Origin of the sequence: Hymenobacter pini, from assembly GCF_020421205.1 — a bacterium.
GTDB classification, from domain to species: Bacteria; Bacteroidota; Bacteroidia; order Cytophagales; family Hymenobacteraceae; genus Hymenobacter; species Hymenobacter pini.
Genome location: NZ_JAIZZH010000004.1, coordinates 172,277 through 186,709 on the forward strand (window position 1 = coordinate 172,277; position 14,433 = coordinate 186,709).

13 protein-coding genes are annotated in these 14,433 nt (G+C 58.3%); 2 read left to right on the plus strand and 11 right to left on the minus strand.

From position 1 onward, the window contains the following. Window positions 1-13 precede the first annotated feature (13 nt). Entirely contained in the window at window positions 14-1,543 is a 1,530-nt protein-coding gene (locus LF252_RS16615; protein ID WP_226270706.1) for an NAD(P)H-hydrate dehydratase, read from the plus strand. 42 nt (window positions 1,544-1,585) lie between these two features. Here the strand turns inward: LF252_RS16615 and LF252_RS16620 are convergent, their stop codons facing one another. The 5 genes from LF252_RS16620 to pafA all read right to left on the minus strand — a co-directional run bounded on the left by LF252_RS16620 (window position 1,586) and on the right by pafA (window position 8,236). Beyond that, on the minus strand, window positions 1,586-3,838 hold the full coding sequence (locus tag LF252_RS16620) for a GH92 family glycosyl hydrolase (protein WP_226270993.1): 2,253 nt from the start codon (window positions 3,836-3,838) through the stop codon (window positions 1,586-1,588). Between the two features lie 107 nt (window positions 3,839-3,945). Then, complete coding sequence (locus LF252_RS16625) at window positions 3,946-4,824, minus strand: UbiA family prenyltransferase (protein ID WP_226270707.1); 879 nt, start codon at window positions 4,822-4,824, stop codon at window positions 3,946-3,948. A gap of 174 nt (window positions 4,825-4,998) precedes the next feature. After that, window positions 4,999-5,682, minus strand: a complete 684-nt coding sequence (locus LF252_RS16630) for a DUF6766 family protein (RefSeq protein ID WP_226270708.1) — start codon at window positions 5,680-5,682, stop codon at window positions 4,999-5,001. 134 nt (window positions 5,683-5,816) lie between these two features. Next, the gene (locus LF252_RS16635; protein WP_226270709.1) at window positions 5,817-6,398 is read right to left on the minus strand and encodes an inorganic diphosphatase; all 582 of its coding nucleotides are present in this window, start codon (window positions 6,396-6,398) and stop codon (window positions 5,817-5,819) included. A 125-nt stretch (window positions 6,399-6,523) separates the two neighbouring features. Continuing rightward, window positions 6,524-8,236 (minus strand): alkaline phosphatase PafA, encoded by a 1,713-nt coding sequence (gene pafA / locus LF252_RS16640; protein ID WP_226270710.1) that lies wholly within the window; start codon window positions 8,234-8,236, stop codon window positions 6,524-6,526. Window positions 8,237-8,356: 120 nt separating this feature from the next. Between pafA and LF252_RS16645 the strand changes: the two genes are divergently transcribed. Further along, window positions 8,357-9,082: an HAD family hydrolase gene (locus LF252_RS16645; RefSeq protein WP_226270711.1), complete on the plus strand. Its 726-nt coding sequence runs from the start codon at window positions 8,357-8,359 to the stop codon at window positions 9,080-9,082. A gap of 84 nt (window positions 9,083-9,166) precedes the next feature. Here the strand turns inward: LF252_RS16645 and atpG are convergent, their stop codons facing one another. The 6 genes from atpG to atpB all read right to left on the minus strand — a co-directional run bounded on the left by atpG (window position 9,167) and on the right by atpB (window position 14,424). Continuing rightward, complete coding sequence (gene atpG / locus LF252_RS16650; RefSeq protein ID WP_226270712.1) at window positions 9,167-10,057, minus strand: ATP synthase F1 subunit gamma; 891 nt, start codon at window positions 10,055-10,057, stop codon at window positions 9,167-9,169. A 95-nt stretch (window positions 10,058-10,152) separates the two neighbouring features. Continuing rightward, window positions 10,153-11,736 carry a F0F1 ATP synthase subunit alpha gene (atpA, locus tag LF252_RS16655; protein ID WP_226270713.1) on the minus strand — a complete coding sequence of 528 codons (1,584 nt, stop codon included), beginning with the start codon at window positions 11,734-11,736 and terminating at the stop codon, window positions 10,153-10,155. Window positions 11,737-11,742: 6 nt separating this feature from the next. Beyond that, window positions 11,743-12,303, minus strand: a complete 561-nt coding sequence (atpH, locus tag LF252_RS16660; RefSeq protein ID WP_226270714.1) for an ATP synthase F1 subunit delta — start codon at window positions 12,301-12,303, stop codon at window positions 11,743-11,745. A gap of 90 nt (window positions 12,304-12,393) precedes the next feature. Further along, window positions 12,394-12,888, minus strand: coding sequence for a F0F1 ATP synthase subunit B (locus LF252_RS16665; protein WP_226270715.1), 495 nt, complete (start codon window positions 12,886-12,888; stop codon window positions 12,394-12,396). 169 nt (window positions 12,889-13,057) lie between these two features. Next, on the minus strand, window positions 13,058-13,318 hold the full coding sequence (atpE, locus tag LF252_RS16670) for an ATP synthase F0 subunit C (RefSeq protein WP_226270716.1): 261 nt from the start codon (window positions 13,316-13,318) through the stop codon (window positions 13,058-13,060). A 53-nt stretch (window positions 13,319-13,371) separates the two neighbouring features. After that, window positions 13,372-14,424: a F0F1 ATP synthase subunit A gene (gene atpB / locus LF252_RS16675; RefSeq protein ID WP_226270717.1), complete on the minus strand. Its 1,053-nt coding sequence runs from the start codon at window positions 14,422-14,424 to the stop codon at window positions 13,372-13,374. Between the last annotated feature and the right edge of the window lie 9 nt (window positions 14,425-14,433).

A 14,433-nucleotide genomic window follows, 5' to 3' on the forward strand; every position in this document is an offset into this window, starting at 1 on the left:
GTATAGGCATTGTATGAAAATCCTCTCCGCCGCCCAAACTCGCACCCTCGACGAAGGCACTATCAAAGCCCAAGGCATTACCTCGCTGGAGCTAATGGAACGCGCGGCCACGGCTTTGCTCAACTGGCTCCTGGATACGCTGCACCCCGCCGCCGACACGCCCTTCCACATCCTCTGCGGCCCCGGCAACAACGGCGGCGACGGGTTGGCCCTGGCCCGACTGCTGCACCAGGCTGGCTATCAGCCCCAGGTGTGGCTGCTTCCCGCCGAAAAAACCTCTCCCGATTACACGGCCAACCTGCAGTGCCTGCCCGCCGCCGTACCCCGCCATGAGCTACACGCCCGGCAGCTGCCGACTTTTCCGGCCGGAGCCGTGGTGCTGGATGCCTTGTTTGGCACCGGACTGAGCCGGCCGCTGGCGGGGCTGGCGGCGCAGGTAGTCACGCACCTCAATCAGTCGCAGGCCCTATGCATTGCCGTGGACATGCCCTCGGGACTACTAACCGACGCGCCGCAACCCGCCGACAGTGCCGTGGTGCAGGCACACTACACGCTCAGCTTCGAGTTGCCCAAGCTGGCATTCTTTCTACCCCAAAATGCTGAGTTTGTGGGTGAGTGGGAGTTGCTGCCGATTGGGTTGGAAACTTCAGTTATCCACAAATTAGCTGTGGATAACTGCTTTATTGAGGAAAACTTTCTGGTGGGCCGGTATCCTAAGCGCCCGAAGTTCAGCCATAAAGGTACCTTTGGTCACGCGTTGCTGCTGGCCGGCAGTCAGGGTAAGATTGGGGCGGCCGTGCTGGCCTCCCAGGCGTGCCTGCGCGGAGGCGTAGGCCTGCTGACCACTCGCATTCCACAGGTAGGCTACGATATCCTGCAAACCGCCGCGCCAGAGGCCATGTGCCTGCCCGACCCAGCTTCTGATAATATTTCCGAATTGCCGGACCTGAAGCCCTACGCCGCCGTAGGCATCGGGCCGGGCCTGGGCCAGGAGGATGCCAGCCGGGAGGTACTGCGCCAGCTACTGCAAACGGCCAAAGTGCCGCTGGTTATCGATGCCGACGCGCTTAACCTGTTGGGTGCAAACCGGGAGCTGCTGGAACTGCTGCCGCCCGATACTTTGCTTACCCCCCACCCCAAAGAGTTTGAGCGCCTGGTAGGCGAGCCCGCCCGCGACGATTATCACCGCCTGGAGCAGCTCCGGCAGTTTGCGCGGCAGCACAAGTGCTTCTGCGTGCTGAAGGGGGCTTACACGGCCTTAGCTACCCCAGATGGTCAGATATACTTTAACAGTACCGGCAACCCCGGCATGGCTACCGGCGGCAGCGGCGACGTACTTACGGGCCTGCTCCTGGCTCTGCGCGCCGACAAGCGCCTCTCTGCCTGCAACGCTGCGCTCATTGGCCTCTACGCCCACGGCCGCGCCGGCGACCTGGCAGTGCAGCAAACCGGTGAAGCCGGCCTGATAGCGGGGGATATTGTGCGCTTTATCGGCCCTGCTCTCCAAGAATTAGCCGATTCTCTGACGCACATTGTAGAGTAAGGCGGACTTGCGCTTGTAAAACAAGTCCACCTTACTCTACACTTATTTCGCTTTTGATACCGAAAATGGCGCGGCCTGCAGGGTGCTGCCCCGGCTGTGGTTGGGCTCAGCTGTCATGTCGAAGTTCAGCGTAGCCCCTTGCTGCAGCGCCTCGTGACTGAGCCAGTTCTGGTTGTAGGGCTGGCCGTTTAGCGTGAGGGCATTGATGTAGCGGTTGGCGGCGCTGTTGTTGGGCGCGTTCAGCACCACCTGTTTGCCGTTTTCAAGCTGCAGCGTCACTTTGGGGAAAAGCGGGGCACCCAGCACGTATTGGTTGGTGGCGGGGCAAACCGGGTAGAAACCCAGCGCCGAAAACACGTACCAGGCCGAGGTCTGGCCGTTGTCCTCGTCGCCGCAGTAGCCGTCGGGGGTGGGCTGATAGAGGCGGTTGAGGGTTTCGCGCACCCAGTACTGCGTTTTCCAGGGCTGACCGGCATAGTTATACAGGTAGGTCATGTGCTGGATGGGCTGGTTGCCGTGGGCGTAGTTGCCCATGCCCGCAATCTGCATTTCCCGGATTTCGTGAATCACCGAGCCGTAGTAGGACGCATCGAACACCGGAGCCAGGGTAAACACGGTATCCAGGGTGGCCACGAATGGCTTGGGCCCGCCCATCAGGTTCATCAGGCCCTGCACATCGTGGAAAACCGACCACGTGTAGTGCCAGCTGTTGCCTTCGGTAAAGGCATCACCCCACTTGAAGGGGTTGAAGGGCGACTGGAACGTGCCGTTCTGGTTTTTACCCCGCATCAGGCCGGTTTGCTTATCGAACAGGTTGCGATAGTTCTGGCTGCGCTTTTCGTAGAGTTGCACTTCCTTTTTGGGCCGGCCCAGTGCTTTACCCAGTTGGGCAATGGCGAAGTCGTCGTAGGCGTATTCCAGGGTGCGGGCCGCACTTTCGTTGATTTTGACGTCGTAGGGCACGTAACCGAGCTTGGTGTAATAGCCGGCTCCGGCCCGACCCACGGCTTCCATCGGTCCGGGGTTGTTGGCGCCCTTCAACGCGGCTTCATACAGGGAGTTGATGTCGTAGCCCCGCACGCCTTTCAGGTAAGCATCGGCCACAATGGAAGCCGAGTTATTGCCCACCATGATGTTGCGGTAACCGGGGCTGGCCCATTCCGGCAGCCAGCCGCCTTCCTTGTAGGTATTCACCAGCCCGGCCTGAATCTGGCTGTTCACACTGGGGTATAGCAGATTGAGGAAGGGAAACAAGCAACGGAACGTGTCCCAGAAGCCGGTATCAGTATACATGTAGCCGGGCAGCACCTGCCCGTTGTAGGGCGAATAATGCACCGGCTGGCCGGCAGCATCAACCTCGTAAAACTTGCGCGGAAACAGCAGGCTTCGGTACAGGCAGGAGTAAAAGGTACGCTGTTGCGCTTCTGAGCCGCCTTCTACTTTGATGCGGCCCAGTTGCTCCTGCCAGGCGGCCCGGCCTCTGGCTTTCACGGCGTCAAAGTCAGCCGCTCCAATTTCCTGCTCCAGGTTGCGCAGGGCCTGCTCGGGGCTGATAAACGAGGAGGCCACCCGCACCTGCACCTGCTCGCCCTTGCGGGTTTTGAAGCCCACTACCGCTCCGGTGTGGTTGGCCGTGGCTTCCAGCAGCTTAACATCTAACGCCTTATCCTGGTAAATAGTAGTGCTGGTGAACGGGTGGTCAAACTCCAGCACGAAGTAGTTTTTGAAGTTCTGGGGCACGCCCCCGCTGTTGCGGGTAGTGTACCCGATGATGCGGCGCTGCTCCGGCAGAATCTGGACGTGGGAGCCTTTGTCCAGGGCATCCAGCACTACGTAGGCGCTGTCAGTTTTGGGGAAGGTGAAGCGGAAACGGGCGGCCCGCTCGGTGGGCGTTAGCTCGGCGGTTACGTCGTGGTCGGCCAGATATACTTTGTAGTAGTGCGGCTGGGCCACTTCGGCTTTGTGCGAAAACCAGCTGGCCCGCTCCTCCTCTTCAAACCGCAGCTTACCGGTAATGGGCATCAGGGCAAACTGCCCGTAGTCGTTCATCCAGGGCGAGGGCTGGTGGGTTTGCTTGAAGCCCTTGAGCTTATCGGCGGAGTACTGGTAAGCCCAGCCGCTGCCCATTTTGCCGGTTTGGGGCAGCCAGAAGTTCATGCCCCAGGGCAGGGCAATGGCGGGGTAGGTGTTGCCGTTGGAGAGGCTGGGCTTAGAATCGGTGCCCATTAGCGGGTTCACCAGGTCCACCGGGTCGGGCGTTTGGCCTTGGGCCACTCCTACCATCAGACACCCCATCAAAGCCAAAGCGGCCCGTACTCGTTGTAGCATAGTGCAAGGTTCCGAAGCCTGTACCGCACAGGCAGCGCAAGAATAGCCGATTTTGGCTAGGAACTCGCACGCTTTCAGGAGAAACTCACCGCCTGCCCCCGTGTTATCCACCACACTACCACAAACTGCAGCACCATCACTCCGTCGGTGAGTAGGGCAAAGTAGTAATCGGGGCGCTTTTCCTCGGCAAACCAGATAACGCCCGCCGCCGCCAGCAACGGCAGCAGCAGCGGCAAATGCTGAGCAGCCGGCGTACCGGGTGGCACCAGCACGGCCGCCAGCAGCAAGGCGGCCAGGGCAATGGATTTGGTGGCTTGAATACCGAACAGCCCCGGAAAGGTGCGCGTACCAGTAGCTTGGTCCTTGGTGTAGTCCCGGATATCAAATACAAACGCCAAGGCCAGAATAAACAGGAAGCGCCGCAGAAACAGCAGCCACACCACCGGTTCCATCAGCCCCCGGCCCAGGTACAAAGCCGGTATCCACACCGTTACGCCGGCCCAGACGTAGGCAATCAGAAATACCTTCAGCAAGGGCAAATCCCGCAGGGCCCACCAGCGGCCCTGGCGCTTCAGCAAGGGCATGGAGTACAGCACCGAAATCAGGCCCAAGTGCAGTAGAAACGGGGTGAGCCGCAGCAGCCGCGCATCCAGCAGAAACAGTGCCCCCGCTACCAGCCCGGCTACCAAAGTTAGCCCCACCAATTCGCGGCGGTGCCGCTGCATCCACTGCTTGCGCTTGGAGAGGCCGGGGTGCTGGCTCTGCTTGTAGGGCAGCACGCTGTCGAGGTTGTAAAGAAACAGCGTAGCCGAGAAAATCAGCCCGCCCAGCCGCGCCGGAATGTGCACCTGCCAGAACAGAAACGTAGCCCACATCAGCCCCAGCGCCGCCAACGACAACCAGGTGCTGCTATACAGCACGGCATCCAGAGAGCGTTTGAGGAAGTGTAGCACGGCAGGTAACCAGGGTGAGCCGGCAAGATACACCGCCCAAATGGTGGTGCTACGAGTTGCCGAAGGCCTCGTAGGACCATTCCCGCTAAACGGTTCAGGTTAACGCAGTTTAACGAGAGGGGCCCTACGAGGCCTTCAGCAACTCGTAGGACCGCCCCGTGCGCCGCCGACGCGCTACTTGCCCGTGTCGCTGTGGGCCGCGTCCACCGGTTTGGACTCCGGAGAGCCGTGCTGCCGCAGGAAAATGGAGAGGCCCACAATGGATACAATAGAGAGGAACTCGCTCTGCCAGTTCTGAAACGACTCGAACCAGAACCGGCTGGTGGCCATGTACTCCAGCGTCGTCACGGCCGGCTTGCCCTCGTGCTGCTGCTCGATGCTGTACACCTCGGCCCCGCCCTTGGCATGCAGCCAAATAGCGCCGAAAAACAGAAGAAAGAAGGCAATGCTAAGGGAACGGCGGTACAGGAACAGCTGCCAGCCGCTCCGCTTCACCGGGCCCGGCGCGTCCTTCTTGTTAGGGTCGGGCTCCTTATCCACTTCCTCTTCCTCGTATAGTTTTTTGGATTCCGAGGAGCCCCGTTGCCGCAGCCAGATGGTGAGCACTACGTAAAGACCCATCTGCAGGAATTCACTTTCCCAGTTCTCAAACGTGGCCTCCAGGAAGTGCCCGGAGCTGGCATATTGCCCTATCGTCAGCGGCAACAAGTTCATGTCTTCCAGCTCCGAATTATAGTCGTGCCAGCCCATCAGAAACTGCCCAACCATGGCGGCCAGCACCAGCAGCACGCCTACGAGCAACAGGCTGTTTTCGTACAGAAATCGGAGAACGGGGGATGTGGGCGCGTGTTTCGGCATAGTGGCCTCTTACGCCTGATGAGGTTCAAAAGGATGCTAGCGTTGAGCTGCCACTTAAGCCGCACATGCAACAGCCCCCGGCGCCAGTACTGACGGCCGGGGGCTGCACGGTGTGTAGAAGGAAGTAGGGTGGATTAGCTCAGGGCCTCTTGTACGTCCACTTCGTCTTTCGGGTTGCCTTTCGGGAAGGTTTCCTCATACAGCTTGATGCTGTCCTCGATGATGCGGTAGGCATCTTCGCGGCCCATGAAACGTTCAACGGTTACTTGCTTGTGCTCCAAGGCTTTGTAGTCCTCGAAGAAGCGCTGCATTTCCAGCAGGGTGTGCGGGGGCAGGTCGGCAATGTCGTTGTAGTGGTTCACCGACACGTCGTTGGCGGCCACGGCAATGATTTTATCGTCCTCTTCGTCTTGGTCAATCATCTGCATCACGCCAATTACCTTGGCTTCCACCAGGCACATCGGCACGATGTCAACGGAGCACAGCACCAGAATATCCAGCGGGTCCTTGTCGTCGCAGTAGGTTTTCGGGATGAAGCCGTAGGCAGCCGGGTAGTGCACGGCCGAGAACAGCACGCGGTCCAGCTTCAGCAGGCCGCTGTCTTTGTCCAGCTCGTATTTGCCCTTCGAGCCTTTGGGAATTTCGATGATGCCGTTAACAACTTTGGGAGCGTCTTCGCCGCGCTCTACGTCGTGCCAGGGGTTAAAATGAGCCATGTGAGAGAAATAGGAGGGCCAACCGATTCGGCCCCATCAGGAGGTATGTAATGTTCGAGTTTGAAGCGTGTAAACGTAGCGGAGCCGTTTTGGATAATACCTGATGCTCAGCCGCGTTATCCTTTTTACCAGCCCAGCACTTCCTGCAAGGGTTGGCCGGTGCAGCCGTCGGGTTCCTGAATGTGGAGCCAGCGGGCCAATGTGGGTGCAATATCGGTAATCTTTGCCGGAGCTGACGACTGTCCGTGCTTCACGTGCCAACCCCAGAACACCACCGGCACGTGGGTATCGTAGTTGCCCGAGGAGCCGTGGGTGGTGCCTTTGTTGATGGGAAACTGGTACGACTCCAGCCAGCCCGGCTCCAGCACCACCAGCACGTCGCCGGAGCGCTTGGGAAAGTAGCCGTTTTCCAGGTACATCAGCATCCCGCTTTCCCAGTGCGACTTCTGCACGTCCTCGGCGGCCAAGGCCCGCGTTACGCCGGCAAACTGCACCATAATACCGGCTACCTCGCGCTGCACTTGGTAGAGGTCCAGCTTTTTCTGCTCAATGAGCGGACGGTTCAGGTACACCTGCTGGTTCTCGTAGCTCAGTACCCATTTGCCGGGCCCGTGCAAGCGCACCAGCCGCTGCTGCAAGGAGTCGCGCATGAGGCCGGGGCCTACCGAGCCCGCCGGAATTTTCTTATCAATCAGGAAATTGGGCGAGTGCGCCGCGCCGTGGTCGGCACTCAGGAACACCAGCGCCTGCTTTTTGCCCACCGCCTTGTCAAGGTATGCAAACAACCGCTCCAGCTCCTTATCAAGGCGCAGATACGTGTCCTCCGCCTCAATGGAGTTGGGCCCGAACTGGTGGCCCACGTAGTCGGTGCTGCTAAAGCTCAGGGCCAGAAAGTCCGTCTGCCCCCGCTGGCCCAGCTGCTCGGCCCGCATAGCTTCCAGGGCAAAATCCAGGGTAAGCGAGTTGCCGAAGGGCGTGGAACGAATCAGGTCGAGGTTGCGGGGCGTGGCTACCGGGGCTTTTTCACCGGCAGCTTCCATATTGCCTTTCACGGCAGAGCTGGGCGCGGCGCTCAACGTGGGCAAGTCGTGCGGGAATACGGGCTTGGCTTCACCCTTAAACGCGCCTTCCCAGGCTACATCATCCGGAGAACTTTCCGTGTACTGGGCAATGGGCAGCAGCGTGTTCCAGGCTTGGTCGAGGTACTTGGCGGCCCGGTTTTCAGCGTTGAACTTCGCTACCCATTCCGGTAGCTGCTGGGTGTAGAAGGTACTGGTGATGAAGGCCCCGTTGTCGCCATCGTACCAATACGCCGCGTTGGCGGCGTGGCCGGCCGGCAGAATGGAGCCCCGGTCTTTGATGCACACCCCAATCACCTTGCTCTGGAAGTTAGTGGCCAGCCGCAGTTCGTCGGTAATGGTGGTAGTCAGCATGTGCCGCGGCGACATTTGCCCGGCCGCTACCGAGCCGCCCACGGGCTGCACGGTCTTATCCTCGGTTACGTATGTACCCTTGCCGTCTTCGCGCACCAGCCAGTTGTTGCCTACAATGCCGTGCACCGCTGGCGTAGTGCCGGTATAAATGCTGGCGTGGCCGGGGCCAGTGTAGGTGGGCACGTAGTTATAGTGGGCATTTTCATAGCTGAACCCCTCCCCTAGCAGCCGGCGGAAGCCGCCGTTGCCGTATTTGTTCCAGTAGCGGTACAGGTAATCATAGCGCATCTGGTCCACCACAATACCCACTACCAGTTTAGGGCGTTCCAGGGGTTTACCAGCTTTTTGCGCGAAGGCAGGAACCGCCAAGGTAGCGGCCAGCAATAGGCTCAGAGGTGTTTTCAAAGCGGAAAAGAATTAAGAAGCAGCCCCGGAGGAGCTGCTGGGTTCGGAGCCGCAAAGATAGCCCTGCCCCGCCGGAGTTGCGTACTACGCGGGTAGCTTCCGCCACGTTATCATTCCTGTATGCCTACTGCCCAGCCCTACGCCCTCATTTTCGATATGGATGGCGTGCTCATCGATAATACGCCCGACCAGGCCAAAGCCTTCCAACTGCTCTTCCGCGACCTGGGGCTGACCACCAACGCCCGTAAGCTGTTGCGCCGACTCAACGGGATGCCCGCTACCAACATTCTCAAAACCGTCTTCACCAACCCCGTCCCCGAAAAGCAGCTCAAGGAGTACGCCGCTCAGCGGGAATTTATGTATCGTGTTTTATACTGGAACAAACGGCGGGAAGTAACCGGCCTCACCCCGTTTTTGCAGGCGGCCCGCGCGGCTGGCTTCAAAATCGGCCTGGGCACTGGCTCCGCTACCGACACTATCGAGTATATCATCGACCACTTGGACCTGCGCCGCTATTTCGATGTGATAGTGGGCAAGGATGACGTAAGCAAAGGCAAGCCCCACGCCGAAACCTACACTGTTACCGCCCACCAGCTGGGCGTACCACCCGAGCGGTGTGTAGTGCTGGAAGATGCTCTGCTGGGCGAACAGGCCGCCTACCGGGCCGGCATGCACTGCATCGGCGTCACCACCACGCTAAAGGCTACCGAGTTCCAAGCTCCGCTGTTCACCATACAGGACTTCACTCAGCTCAGCCCACAACTAATTCTGGATCTACTGGAGCAAAACCCGAAACATCCGAAGACCAGCAAGGAACTGGCTAAACGGCAATACATGCATCTGTAAGAGTATTGCAGATTGCCGCAAACACAGAACGGCCCGCCTCCCCAAAGAGAAGCGGACCGTTAGTATTCGTTGCGGTTGGTAACCTTACCGGCTGGCAGCCAGAGCTTCGGCACCACCCACGATTTCGAGAATCTCGGTGGTAATGGCAGCCTGACGGGTCCGGTTGTACGTCAGCTTCAACTGCTTCAGCAGCTCGCCGGCGTTGTCCGTTGCCTTATCCATGGCCGTCATACGGGCACCGTGCTCCGAGGCGTTGCTTTCCAGTACGGCCTTGTACAGCTGCACCTTCAACGACTGCGGAATCAGCGTACGCACGATTTCCTCTTTCGAGGGCTCGAAGATGTAGTCCACGTTCGAGGTAGCCTGCGCACCGGCGGGCAGCTCAGCGGGCACCAGCGGCAACAGCTGCTCGGCGCGCACAATCTGCGTAGCTACGTTTTTGAACTCGTTGTACACCATCACCACCTCGTCGTACTGGCCGGCCCGGAAGCCGTCCATCGCCGCCTCGGCCGCTTCGCGTACCGTATCGAACGACAATTTGCCGAATACGTGCTGGTAGTTACCCAGCAGCGGCAGGCGCTTGGCAAAGTACTCGTGTGCTTTGCGGCCAATGGCCAGCACCGTTACGTTGCCAGCGGCAGCCTGCGCGGCGTAACGCTCCTGCAGCAGGGCATTCACCCCTTTGAAGATGTTGCTGTTGAAAGCGCCAGCCAGCCCGCGGTCCGAGGTAATGGCAATAACCAGTACCCGGCGCACCTCGCGCTGCTCCGCGTACTCGCTTACCACATCCTCGCCGGCCAGGGCCGTGAGGTTGCCCAGAATGCTGTTGAGCCGCTGTGCGTAAGGCCGCATGCGCAGGATGTTGTCCTGGGCCCGACGCAGCTTGGCCGCCGCCACCATTTTCATGGCTTTGGTAATCTGCTGCGTGCTTTGCACCGACGTAATGCGGCTCCGAACTTCTTTTAAGCTAGCCATTCGTATTAGTTTCTAGTTCCTTGTTTCTGGTTTCTAGTTAGAGTTCTGCGTCATTCACGCAAACCAGCAACTAGAAACCAGAAATCAGAAACACATTACTTAGAAGCGTACACCGACGACAGGTCCTTGGCTACCTGACGGATAGCGCCGGTAGTGGTGTCGTCCAGTTTACCAGCCTTCAGGCCTTGCAGCACCTCGGGGTGGCGGGTGTTCATCACCTGCGTGAACTCACGCTCGAACTCGCGCACCTTATTTACCGGAACTTGGTCCAGTAAGCCGTTGGTGGCGGCGTAGATGATGGCCACTTGGTCTTCCACCTTCTGGGGCGAGAACTGGGGCTGCTTCAGGATTTCCAGGTTACGCCGGCCCCGCTCGATGGTGAGCTTGGTCGAGGCATCCAGGTCGGAGCCGAACTTGGCGAAGGCTTCCAGCTCGCGGAACTGAGCCTGGTCGAGCTTCAGCGTACCAGCTACCTTCTTCATCGACTTGATCTGGGCATTACCACCTACGCGCGATACCGAGATACCTACGTTAATGGCGGGACGCACACCCGAGTTGAAGAGGTTAGTTTCGAGGAAGATCTGGCCGTCGGTAATCGAAATTACGTTGGTCGGAATGTAAGCCGAAACGTCACCAGCCTGGGTTTCGATGATGGGCAGAGCCGTCAGCGAACCACCACCTTTCACGAGCGGCTTAATGCTCTCGGGCAGGTCGTTCATGTCCTGGGCAATGGCGTCGGAAGCATTAATCTTCGCGGCGCGTTCCAGCAGGCGGCTGTGCAGGTAGAATACGTCACCGGGGTAGGCCTCACGTCCGGGAGGACGACGCAGCAGCAGCGACACTTCGCGGTAAGCTACAGCCTGCTTCGAGAGGTCATCGTACACAACTAGAGCCGGACGGCCGGTGTCACGGAAGAACTCGCCGATGGCAGCACCGGTGAAGGGAGCGAAGAACTGCATGGGAGCCGGATCGGAAGCCGAAGCCGACACTACCACGGTGTAGTCCATAGCACCACCTTTGGTCAGGGCGTTTACTACCTGCGCCACGGTCGAAGCTTTCTGGCCTACGGCTACGTAGATGCAGAAAACAGGCTCGCCACGCTCGAAGAACTCGCGCTGGTTCAGGATGGCGTCAAGAGCTACGGTCGATTTACCGGTCTGACGGTCACCAATGATCAGCTCGCGCTGGCCCCGGCCAATCGGAATCATGGCGTCAATAGCCTTGATACCGGTTTGCATGGGCTCGTTTACCGGCTGACGGTAGATTACACCGGGAGCCTTACGCTCCAGGGGCATATCGTAGGTGTCGCCCTGGATGGGGCCACGGCCGTCGATGGGCTGGCCCAGCGTGTTTACCACGCGGCCAATGATGCCGTCACCTACTTTAATCGACGCAATTTTATTGGTACGGCGCACGGTAGCACCTTCCCGGATTTCAGAGTAGTCGCCGAGCATTACGGCACCTACGTTGTCTTCTTCCAGGTTCAGCACCAGGGCCTGCAGGCCGTTTTCAAATTCGAGCAATTCCCCCGACTGGGCTTTGCCCAGACCGTAAATACGGGCTACACCGTCACCAACCTGCAGAACCGTACCTACCTCTTCGAGTTCGGCTTCGGTTTTGAAGTTGGAGAGTTGTTCCCGCAGAATGGCGGATACTTCATCCGGACGTACTTCTGCCATGGTGGGTTATACTAAAGAGTGGTAGGGGTTCTTTGAGAATTCGGTGCGCAGCTTGCGCAACCGGTAGCTTACTGAGTCGTCGATCAGCTTGTCGCCAATGCGCAGCACGAAGCCACCAATCAGCGTCGGGTCAACTTTCTCAGTTAGGGTAACCTGCTGCTGGCCCGTTTGCTGGCGAACCAGCTGGACCACTTGCAGGCGCGTGGGCGCATCCAGGGGCGTGGCGGTAGTCACCTCGGCCACCTGCACGCCGCGCAGCTGGTTGTACTGGCGCTGAAACTCGGTGCCAATAAACTCCAGGGCGCTTTCACGGTTCTTCTGCGTGATGATGGTGAAGAACTTGCTCGTGAGCTCCGATACCTTGCCACTGAACACGGCGTTCAAAATAGCTAGTTTTTTATCGTGCTTCACGATGGGGTTGCGTAGCAGCAAGCGTAGCTCACGGTTCTCGTCCAGCGTTTTCGTGAACAAGTCCATGTCCTGCTTTACCTGCTCCAGCGTCCCGCGCTCCTCGGCCAAATCCAGCAACGACTTCGCGTAACGGGAGGCAACTCGTAGTTCAGACATTGATTTCAGTATTGAGTAGTTGGTAGTGAGTATTGAGTGGATGGGTACCCGGCACGCCGAATCTCATTACTCAATACCCGACACTCACTACTAATTCAATTTCACTTCTTGCAGATACGAGTCCACGAGTTGCTGCTGGGCGGGCTGGTCGGCCAGCTCGCGGCGCAGAATGCGCTCAGCAATATCGATGGAGAGCTTAGCAGCGGTGTTCTTCACCTCAGCTAGGGCGGCGTTCTTCTCGTTCTGGATGGCTTCGCGAGCCTGCAGGATCATACGGCTGCCTTCTTCCGTAGCCTTGTTTTTCGCCTGCTCGATGAGCTGGTTCGAAACGTCGGTGGCTTCCTTCAGAATACGGTCACGCTCCATGCGGGCTTCAGCCAACAGCTTTTCGTTGCCGGCTTTCAGCTCCTGCATCTCCAGCTTGGCTTGGTCAGCCATGCGCAGAGCACCTTCGATGGAGCTTTCCCGCTCTTTCAGCGAGGCCAAGATTGGTTTCCAGGCAAACGCACGCAACAGCAACAGAACGATGCCGAAGATGAAGATTTGCCAGAAAATAAGGCCTAATTCGGGCGTTACAATTGACATCTGGAAAACTAGTAGGTAGTGAGTGATGGGTAATGAAACCTCTGCAACAGCAAGCCTAGTTCCGCCTGCTAAAACCTAGAATATCAATTACCAGAAAAGCCAAGACAGCCCGCTACGCCGTGCGCTGAAGCGACGCGCGCAGCGGGCTGCTCTTGTACTATCTCAAACCCTACAGGTTGAACGAAATCAGCAGGCAGACTACTACTGCGAACAGAGCCAGACCTTCGATCAGGGCGGCTACGATCAGCATGGCAGTTTGGATTTTGCCCGAAGCTTCCGGCTGACGACCAATAGCTTCCATGGCCTGACCACCGATGCGACCAATACCCAGACCGGCACCCAGAGCAACCAGACCGGCACCGATAGCGGCACCAAATACAGCCAGACCAACAGAATTAGTAAGAGCCTGCAGCAACAAAGAAAGAAGCATAAAAAAATGGTTTGTGGGGAGTGAAAAACAAAAAAATCAGGGGTGGTGAAAGCTTAGTGCGCGTGAGCCGGCTCCGCGCCGTCGCCACCGCCCATTTGGTAGTCAGCGTCGTGGTGCTCCTCTACTGCGCCGCCAATGTACATGGCCGTCAGCAGGGTGAAGATGTAGGCTTGCAGAATGGCCACCATCAGTTCCAGCACGTTAATAAACAAGCCGAAAGCAACCGAAACAGGGCTTACAAAGATGCTTTTGAAGATGAAGATGAGCGAGATAAAGCTCAACGTTACAATGTGACCCGCCGTGATGTTGGCGAACAAACGCACCATCAGGGAGAAGGGCTTTACCACGATGCCGATGAGTTCAACTGGAATCATGATGGGCAGCAGGGGCTTCGGTACGCCGGGTGTAGCGAAGATGTGATGCCAATAATTCTTGTTGGAGCTGAACAGGGTGATGAGCAGGGTCAGCACAGCCAATGTCAGTGTGACGGCAATGTTACCGGTGAGGTTAGCGCCGCCGGGCATCAGGCCCATCAGGTTGTTGAACCAGATAAAGAAGAACACCGTCAGCAGGTACGGCATGTACCGCTCGTATTTCGGGCCGATGGATTTCTTAGCTACCTCGTCGCGGATGAAAATGATGATAGGCTCGAAGAACGACTGGATACCTTTCGGAGCACCGCTGCCACGCTTGGCATAACCGCGGGCTACGGCCGTAAATACGACTACCAACAACACGGCGCTGATCATCAGCGAGGCTACGTTTTTGGTAATCGAGAAGTCATATACTTTGCTACCGTCTTCCGACACCAAGTGCTCGTGCTCCAGCTTCAGGCCATCGTACACCTTGCCTTCGGCGAGGTTGTGCGAGGAGAAAACCGATACACCTTGGCCGGGGCGGAACGCAATTACCGGCAGATAGGTGGTGTAGTGGTCGTTGTCGGTGGAGAACCAGTGCCACTCGTGCGAGTCGCCGATGTGGTGCAGAATCATCTCCCCGGGGCTGAAGGCCTCCTTGTCGGTGGCTTCTTCCGTAGTGGCCGTCGGTTCGTTAGCGTAAACAGAGAACGAGAGGAAGCAGAAGAGAGCTAAAAGTAAGCGCTTCATTCAGAGGGG

Excerpts from the sequence above, each read along its gene's own strand:
- LF252_RS16615 (WP_226270706.1), top strand. The coding sequence starts at position 14 with ATGAAAATCCTCTCCGCCGCCCAAACTCGCACCCTCGACGAAGGCACT.
- LF252_RS16620 (WP_226270993.1), bottom strand. The coding sequence starts at position 3,838 with ATGGGGTGTCTGATGGTAGGAGTGGCCCAAGGCCAAACGCCCGACCCG.
- LF252_RS16630 (WP_226270708.1), bottom strand. The coding sequence starts at position 5,682 with ATGCCGAAACACGCGCCCACATCCCCCGTTCTCCGATTTCTGTACGAA.
- LF252_RS16635 (WP_226270709.1), bottom strand. The coding sequence starts at position 6,398 with ATGGCTCATTTTAACCCCTGGCACGACGTAGAGCGCGGCGAAGACGCT.
- LF252_RS16645 (WP_226270711.1), top strand. The coding sequence starts at position 8,357 with ATGCCTACTGCCCAGCCCTACGCCCTCATTTTCGATATGGATGGCGTG.
- atpG (WP_226270712.1), bottom strand. The coding sequence starts at position 10,057 with ATGGCTAGCTTAAAAGAAGTTCGGAGCCGCATTACGTCGGTGCAAAGC.
- atpA (WP_226270713.1), bottom strand. The coding sequence starts at position 11,736 with ATGGCAGAAGTACGTCCGGATGAAGTATCCGCCATTCTGCGGGAACAA.
- atpH (WP_226270714.1), bottom strand. The coding sequence starts at position 12,303 with ATGTCTGAACTACGAGTTGCCTCCCGTTACGCGAAGTCGTTGCTGGAT.
- LF252_RS16665 (WP_226270715.1), bottom strand. The coding sequence starts at position 12,888 with ATGTCAATTGTAACGCCCGAATTAGGCCTTATTTTCTGGCAAATCTTC.
- atpE (WP_226270716.1), bottom strand. The coding sequence starts at position 13,318 with ATGCTTCTTTCTTTGTTGCTGCAGGCTCTTACTAATTCTGTTGGTCTG.
- atpB (WP_226270717.1), bottom strand. The coding sequence starts at position 14,424 with ATGAAGCGCTTACTTTTAGCTCTCTTCTGCTTCCTCTCGTTCTCTGTT.